The organism is Rhodobaculum claviforme (genome assembly GCF_016653255.1).
GTDB lineage: Bacteria > Pseudomonadota > Alphaproteobacteria > Rhodobacterales > Rhodobacteraceae > Rhodobaculum > Rhodobaculum claviforme.
Genome location: NZ_NHSD01000200.1, coordinates 1 through 7,274 on the forward strand (window position 1 = coordinate 1; position 7,274 = coordinate 7,274).

A 7,274-nucleotide genomic window follows, 5' to 3' on the forward strand; every position below is an offset into this window, starting at 1 on the left:
CCCCGAGCAGCAGCCCCCCCGAGGGCGGCAGCGGGATGATCGCGGCCGGTCCGCCATACAGCACCCCGCCCCCCGACAGCACGAACGCTCGCGCCGGGTCCGAGGTGATCCCGGTCCACACCGACACATCGCCATAGGTGATCCATGTGCTGTCGGAGAACACCGACCCCCCGGTCAGGATACCGGCAAGCAGCCAGACCCCATCGCGCTGCACCAGAAGCGGCCCGCCGCTATCGCCCGGCGCGGTGGTCCCCTCGCCCTCGATCATCGCCGGATCGGACACGAGGCCAAGGCTGTTGACGGTGCCCGACGGCGCGTCGAAGTCCGAATAGATGAGGCTGTTGTCGCCCGACACCGTGAAGTCCGGCGCGGGACCGCCGAAGATGGAGCTGGGCCCGACCAGGTCCATCGTGTTCAGCGCGCCCCAGCGCTCCCCCTGATAGGTGGCGCTCCGGTCGGTGGGCGCCCCCTCGCGGGCCACGCCATGGGCGCCATAACCGACCATGAGGCCGACCTCGCCCGGCCTGGGGTCGGTGACGAAGGCAAATGGCGTGCGATCCGGAACCGGGGTCGACAGGAACAGCAGCGCAAGGTCGCTGCCGTTGAAGAATGCCCCCCGGTCGAACTCCGGCAGGTCGGCGGTAAAGCGCTGGATGGCGCTGACGCCGACACGGGTGATGTTGCCGCCGTCGGGATCGGTGAACCCGACCTTCAGGTCGCGCGACTGCACGGTGAAGCTGAAGGTGCCGTCGCTGCGGTAGATGTCGATGCAGTGGCGCGCGGTCAGCACCGCCCCCGGCGCGATCAGCGTGCCGCTGCAGTATTTCTGGTCCGCGCTGCCGAAGCGCAGTTGCACCACCCCGTCAAAGGGCGCGCCCAGCGCGCGGGCGCCGTCGGCCCCGTCGTTCTCGTTGATGACGATGCGCGGCTCGAAGGATGGCGCGGTCAGGGTGGAGGCGTGCACGGGCGCCGTCCACAGCGTCGCAAGGCCGGCTGCGAGGACGAGGGAGATTTGCGGGGTCATGGGGGTGGTCCGGGATCATGGGGGGCAGCACCATGGACAGGGCGGGCGCCATGCCCACCGGTCCGCACCATTTGCACCAGTCACACCATTTGATTGACTGGACATGTAAGCGCACACCATCGCATGCACAAGCCGCCCTCCCTGCGCCAGCCGTCCCGCGGGGTGGATTTCCGGGGGGCTGGGGTCTATCTGCCACACAGACCGCACAGACAGGAGAGATGCGCGTGGCCACCGCCGCCTTCGAGGACATCGCCGACACCTTCGAGTTCCTGGAGGATTGGGAGGAGCGCTATCGCCATGTGATCGAGCTGGGGCGCGCTTTCCCGCCGCTCGATCCGGCGGTGAAGGTCCCCGCCACGCGGGTGGACGGCTGCGCAAGCCAGGTCTGGATCCTGCCCCGGATCGAGGGCACCGGCCCCGAGGCGCGCTTCGATTTTGACGGCGAAAGCGATGCGATGATCGTGCGCGGGCTGATCGCGGTGCTGCACGCCCTTTATGCCGGGCAAAGCGTGCGCGCGGTGCTGGAGGTGGACGCAGGCGCCGAACTGGCACGGCTGGGGCTGGACGATCACCTGTCGGCGCAGCGCTCCAACGGGCTGCGGGCGATGATCGGGCGCATCCGCGCGCTGGCGGCCGAGACGGTGCAAGCCGCCTGACGGCTCAGCGCCCGTTGCGCCGCATCAGCCAGACCAGAACCACCGCGACCAGTGCCAGCTTCAGCGGCACCCCCAGCCCGTAATCGCCCAGGTCAAGCCGCGCGCTCAGCCAGCCCGCGCCCAGAACGGTGACAAGCGCCGCCACCAGCGCGGCGCCGAGGATCAGTGCGAAACGACCTGTCGGCATCATCTGTCCTCCGACGCGGGGGTGGGGTGCATGGTGTCTTCTGTCCGGTCCCCCGACAGCTAGCCCGCGCGCGGGCGCCGTCATGCCCCCGTCACCCGCGCACCCCCTCCAGCCGGTCGAAGAACGCGGCGATCCCCGGCCGGTCGAGGTTGGCAAACGCGATCCGCAGCGCCCGCGCGCCGGCCGGATCGCCCTCGGGCATGAACATCGTGCCCGGCAGCATCAGCACGCCCGCCTCGGCCACCCACCGCCGCGCGAGCACATCCGAAGGGGTGGCGAAGGGATGCTCCACATAGGCGAAATAGGCCCCGCAGCCCAGCACCCGCCAGTCGGGCCGTGCCGCGAACCCCGCCTCCATCGCGGCGCGGCGGGCAAGGATCTCGTCCCGCTCGCCGGCCAGCCACTGGCCCAGGTGCTCGATCCCCCACAGGGCTGCGTGCTGGCCCGGGCGCGCGGGGCAGATCGCCACGGTATCGAGGAACTTCTCGACCTCGGCCAGCCGCGCGGGCGAGGCCAGGATCGCCCCAACCCGGTGCCCCGTCAGCCGGTACGCCTTGGAAAAGGAATAGAGCGAGATCACCGAATCGTCCCAGTCGGGATCGGTGAACAGCCCGTGCGGCGCACCGGGGCGGCTGTGGAAATCGCGGTACGTCTCGTCGATCACCAGCGCGATGCCGCGCGCGCGGGCCAGATCGCGGAATGCCGCGATCAGCTCGGGCGGGTACTCTGCCCCGCCGGGGTTGTTGGGGGTGACCAGCACGATGGCCCGCGTGGCCGGGCCGATCAGGGCGGCGGCACGGTCAGGGTCGGGCAGCAGCCCCGCGCCGGTGGGCAGGGGCTGCGCGGTGACGCCGGCCATGTCCAGCCACATCTTGTGGTTGAAATACCACGGCGTCGGCAGGATCACCGCATCCCCCGCCCCCGCCAGCGTGGCCATCACCGCGGCAAAGGCCTGGTTGCAGCCCTGGGTGATCGCCACCTGGTCCGCCGCGACGGCCCCGCCATAGATCGCGGCGGTCTGACCCGCGAGCGCCGCGCGCAGTTCCGGCTGGCCCAGGACGGGACCGTAGAAATGCACCTCCGGGTCGTTGACGATGGCATCCGCCAGCGCGCGGCGCAGCGCCTCGGGCGGGGGCTCCAGCGGCGCGGCCTGGCTGACGTTGATCAACTCCATGCCGGGGGGCAGCGTGGCCTCCTGCAACCAGCGGCGGGCCTCCATCACGGGCGGGGCAAAGGTGCGGGCCATGGCGGGCGACAACGGCGCGGGGAGGTGGGACATCGGCGGCCTTTTCCTTCTGCGGAGCGGCGCCATGTTGCCGGGGCGCCGCCCGAGCGCAACCCCCGGGTTGCCCTTGGCGCCCCGGGGGCGCAAGACTGCTTGCCCATGCCAGGAGGCGTCGATGCCGTACAGTGACCTTGATCCCGTGTTCGCCCATATCGACCGCAACGCCGACAGCCATGTCGCGCGGCTGATGGAATATGTGCGCCATCCGTCGATCAGCGCACAGGACGTGGGCATCCGCGAGGTGGCGGGCCTGCTCATGGGCATGCTGGAGCGGTTGGGATTCGAGGCCGAGCTGCTGGCGACCCGCGGCCATCCGATGGTGCTGGGCCGCGGCCCCGCGGTGCCCGATGCCCCGACGGTGCTTCTGTACGGCCACTACGACGTGCAGCCCCCGGAACCGCTGGAGGCCTGGACCACCCCCCCGTTCGAGCCGACGATCCGCGACGGCCGGATCTTTGCCCGCGGCGTGGGCGACAACAAGGGCCAGCACCTGGCGCAATTGCTGGCGATCGAGGCGCATCTGGCGGTCCATGGCCGGCTGCCGTGCAATGTCATCGTCCTGCTGGAGGGCGAGGAGGAGATCGGCTCGCCGCATCTGGCGGAGGCGGTGGCGGCGCATGCCGACAAGCTGGCGCACGCCGACCTGGTGGTCACCGCCGACGGCACGCTGCATCCATCGGGGCGCGGCACGATCCTGTACGGCGTGCGCGGGGTGACGCATTTCGACATCCGGGTGCGTACGGCCGCGCGCGACACGCATTCGGGCAACTTCGGCGGGGTCGTGCCCAATGCGATGTGGGCGCTGGTGCATCTGCTGGGCACGATGCGCGCGCCCGACGGGCGGCTGACGGTGGCGGGGCTGTGCGACCCGGTCGTGGCGCCCGGCGCGGTCGAGGCCGCCGCCGCCGCCGCGCTGCCGATCGACCTGCCCGCGCTGATGACCGAGCTGGGCCTGTCGGCCCTCGACGCCCCGCGCGACCGGCCGTTCTGGGACCGGCTGATGTTCCACCCCACGCTGACGATCAACGGCATCGCGGGGGGGTATTCCGGTCCCGGCTCCAAGACCGTGCTGCCGGCCGAGGCGGTGGCCAAATGCGACATCCGCCTGGTGGAGGCGATGACGCCGGACCAGGCGCTTGCGGCCGTGCGCGCACATGTCGCAGCGCAGGCCCCGGCCCTGGGTGCCACGGTCGAGGTCGTGGGGTCGGGCGGAATGCTGCCGTCGCGCACGCCGATGGACAGCCCCTTTGCCGCCGTTCTCCGCCGTGCATTGACCCTGGCAAGGGGAGAGTCGCCGTTGGAGTACCCGTGCATGGGTGGCAGCCTGCCGGACTATGTGTTTACCAAGACCCTTGGCCTGCCGGCGTTTGTCACCCCCTATGGCAACGCGGACGAGGCCAACCACGCCCCGGACGAGAACCTCTCCCTCAGCTGCTTCCATGCGGGCATCCGCAGCGGGGCGGCCCTGCTTTCCGGGCTGGGAGAGTTAACGGGGGCTTGCGTTTGTCCGGTCAATCACACAAAGTTGCACGGTTGATTGTATATCGGGGTTACTTGGAAAATGAGCTTTGACAGCGCCAATCTCCGCGAACCACGCAGCATGAAGGGCAAGGTGAAGTGGTTTGACGCCGGAAAGGGCTTTGGCTTCATCCTTCCCGAGGATGGCAGCGCCGATGTTCTGCTCCATGCCAATGTCCTGCGCGCCTTTGGCCAGGGCGCGGTGAGCGACGGCGCCGAGATCGAGGTCCTGGTGCAGGAAACCACGCGCGGCTTGCAGGCGGTCGAGGTTCTCAAGATCGTGCCCCCGCCCATGCCGCCGACCACGGACATGGCCGAGGTCACCGACATCGACGCGGAAACCCTTGCCGGCCTCGCGCTGGAACCGGCGCGGGTCAAGTGGTTCGACCGGGCGCGCGGCTTCGGCTTTGCCAATGTGTTCGGCAAGGACGGCGACGTGTTCGTCCATATCGAGGTGCTGCGCCGGTCCGGCTTTGCCGAAGTGCAGCCCGGCGAGGCGATCTGCCTGCGCTGTATCGACGGGCGCCGCGGCCGGATGGCGGTGCTGGTGACCCCATGGGAGGCGGCGATCTCGCGCGGCGACGGCGACCCCGCCGCATGAGGCACCGCTGGTCGGCACGCATGGGCATCGCCGCGCTGGCGCTGCTGCTGTTCGCGGCGACGGCGGCGGCGAGCTGCCGGGACGACGTGGTGGATCTGCGCGGCCCCTGGGGCCAGGCCCGATTCACCGTGGAGCTTGCCGACACCCCCGACAGCCAGGCGCGCGGGCTGATGCACCGCGAGAGCCTGCCGCGCGGCGCCGGGATGCTGTTCGTCTACGACAGCCCGCGAAGAGTGGCGTTCTGGATGCGCAATACCCTGATACCGCTGGACATGATCTTCATGGACGCCACCGGCACCGTCACCCGCATCCACCACGAGGCGATCCCCCTGGACGAGACCCCCATCGACGGCGGCACCGGTGTGCTGAAGGTGCTGGAGATCAACGGCGGCCTCGCACGCCGGTTCGGCATCACCAGGGGCAGCGAGATGCGCCACCCGCGCCTCGACCAGGACACCGCCGCCTGGCCCTGCGACTGACGCCTCAGCCCGGCCGCGCAGTTCGGTATCCCGGTTCGGCCGCCCCGGTCCGTACCCCGGTCCGGCCGCTCAGTCCGCAAGCGCGGCCACGCAGGCGGCAAAGTCGCGGCCCCGCGCCTCGAAATCCGGGTACTGGTCAAAGCTGGCGGCGGCGGGGGCCAGCAGCACCACATCGCCCGGCTCGGCCTCGGCGGCCGCGCGCGCCACGGCGGCGGCCATCGTGCCGCACAGCGCATGCGGCGTCTCGCCCAGCTGGGCCGCGAACGCGTCGGCCGATTCGCCAATCAGATAGGCCTTGACCACATGGCCGAACTGCGGCGCCAAGGCCGCGATGCCCCCCGCCTTGGCACGGCCCCCGGCAATCCAGCGGATGCGCGCAAACGCGCCCAGCGCGTGCCACGCGCTGTCGGCATTGGTGGCCTTGCTGTCGTCGACGAACCGCACGCCGCGCTTTTCCGCGATGGTCTGGCCACGGTGCGCAAGGCCCGCAAAACCCGCCAGCGCATCGGCGATGTCACGCGGCGCCACCCCCAGCGCACGCGCCACCGCCCAGGCCGCACAGGCGTTCTGGTGGTTGTGCGCCCCCGGCAGGCCCGCCAGCGCGCGCAGGTCGCACGCGGCGACCTGCCGGCCCTTGCGCCATTCCGCCAGGAAGCCCTTGCGCGCGAACACCGACCAGCCCGCCCCCTCCAGCCGCTGCCCCGACGAGACGCGGATCACCCGCATGTCCTCAGCCGCCTCGGCCAGTTGCCCGGCCAGGAACCGCCCCTCGGGCTGATCGACGCCGATCACCGCGCGATCGGGCCCCCCTTCGGCAAAGAGCCGCCGCTTGGCCGCGAAATACCCCCCCATGCCGCCGTGACGGTCCAGATGATCAGGGCTCAGGTTGGTGAACACCGCCACATCCGGTGTCAGCGCCCGCGCCAGCTCCAGCTGATAGGACGACAGCTCCAGCACGATCACCGCCCCCTCGCCCGGCGGATCGAGGTCCAGCACACCCCGCCCGATGTTGCCACCCATCTGCGTCGGGCGGCCCGCCGTCGTCAGGATATGGTGCACCAGCGCCGTCGTGGTCGATTTCCCGTTGGAGCCGGTGATCGCCACCACCCGGGGCGGGCTGTCCATCGCCGCCCACTGCGGATCCCCCAGCGAGCTGAAGAACAGCCCCACGTCATTGTCCAGCGGCACGCCCGCCGCCAGCGCCGCCGCCACGACCGGATGCGGCGCGGGGTACAGATGCGGGATGCCGGGGCTCACGATCAGCGCGGCCACCCCGTCAAGGGCCCCGGGGCGCCCCAGATCGCGCAGCCCGACCCCCTCGGCCTCGGCCGCCGCCCGGGCCGAGGCGCCGTCGTCCCAGCAGACCACCTCGGCCCCGCCGGCCGACAGCGCGCGCGCCGCAGCCAGGCCCGAGCGCGCCAGACCCAGCACCGCCACACAGCGTCCCGCAAACCCCCTGACAGGTATCATCACACGCTTCCTTTGCAGCCCCGCGCCACCGCTGGATGCGGGCCCCGTGGGGGC

General features: G+C 71.1%; 8 protein-coding genes. 4 read left to right on the forward strand and 4 right to left on the reverse strand.

The features are described from left to right. Positions 1–1,024, reverse strand: a 1,024-nt coding sequence (locus tag CCR87_RS06925) for a trypsin-like serine protease (RefSeq protein ID WP_201156828.1), incomplete at its 3' end; no start/stop codon positions are given. Positions 1,025–1,248: 224 nt separating this feature from the next. On the opposite strand from CCR87_RS06925, the gene CCR87_RS06930 reads away from it, so the two are divergent. Beyond that, complete coding sequence (locus CCR87_RS06930; protein WP_201156829.1) at positions 1,249–1,680, forward strand: SufE family protein; 432 nt, start codon at positions 1,249–1,251, stop codon at positions 1,678–1,680. Positions 1,681–1,684: 4 nt separating this feature from the next. Here the strand turns inward: CCR87_RS06930 and CCR87_RS06935 are convergent, their stop codons facing one another. Both CCR87_RS06935 and CCR87_RS06940 read right to left on the reverse strand, forming a co-directional pair. After that, positions 1,685–1,867, reverse strand: coding sequence for a hypothetical protein (locus CCR87_RS06935; RefSeq protein ID WP_201156830.1), 183 nt, complete (start codon positions 1,865–1,867; stop codon positions 1,685–1,687). A 91-nt stretch (positions 1,868–1,958) separates the two neighbouring features. Then, complete coding sequence (locus tag CCR87_RS06940) at positions 1,959–3,146, reverse strand: aminotransferase (protein WP_201156831.1); 1,188 nt, start codon at positions 3,144–3,146, stop codon at positions 1,959–1,961. 121 nt (positions 3,147–3,267) lie between these two features. On the opposite strand from CCR87_RS06940, the gene CCR87_RS06945 reads away from it, so the two are divergent. From CCR87_RS06945 to CCR87_RS06955, 3 genes are read left to right on the forward strand one after another with little or no spacing between them, the layout of a single operon-like run. Beyond that, the gene (locus CCR87_RS06945; protein ID WP_201156832.1) at positions 3,268–4,689 is read left to right on the forward strand and encodes a M20/M25/M40 family metallo-hydrolase; all 1,422 of its coding nucleotides are present in this window, start codon (positions 3,268–3,270) and stop codon (positions 4,687–4,689) included. A 24-nt stretch (positions 4,690–4,713) separates the two neighbouring features. Next, on the forward strand, positions 4,714–5,271 hold the full coding sequence (locus tag CCR87_RS06950; RefSeq protein ID WP_201156833.1) for a cold-shock protein: 558 nt from the start codon (positions 4,714–4,716) through the stop codon (positions 5,269–5,271). Beyond that, positions 5,268–5,750, forward strand: a complete 483-nt coding sequence (locus tag CCR87_RS06955; RefSeq protein WP_242511898.1) for a DUF192 domain-containing protein — start codon at positions 5,268–5,270, stop codon at positions 5,748–5,750. Before CCR87_RS06950 ends, CCR87_RS06955 begins: the two co-directional genes overlap by 4 nt. Before the next feature lie 69 nt (positions 5,751–5,819). Here CCR87_RS06955 and murD read toward each other — a convergent pair whose 3' ends face one another. Then, a complete protein-coding gene (gene murD, locus CCR87_RS06960; protein ID WP_201156835.1) occupies positions 5,820–7,220 on the reverse strand; it encodes a UDP-N-acetylmuramoyl-L-alanine--D-glutamate ligase in 1,401 nt (466 codons plus the stop codon). Positions 7,221–7,274: the final 54 nt, after the last annotated feature.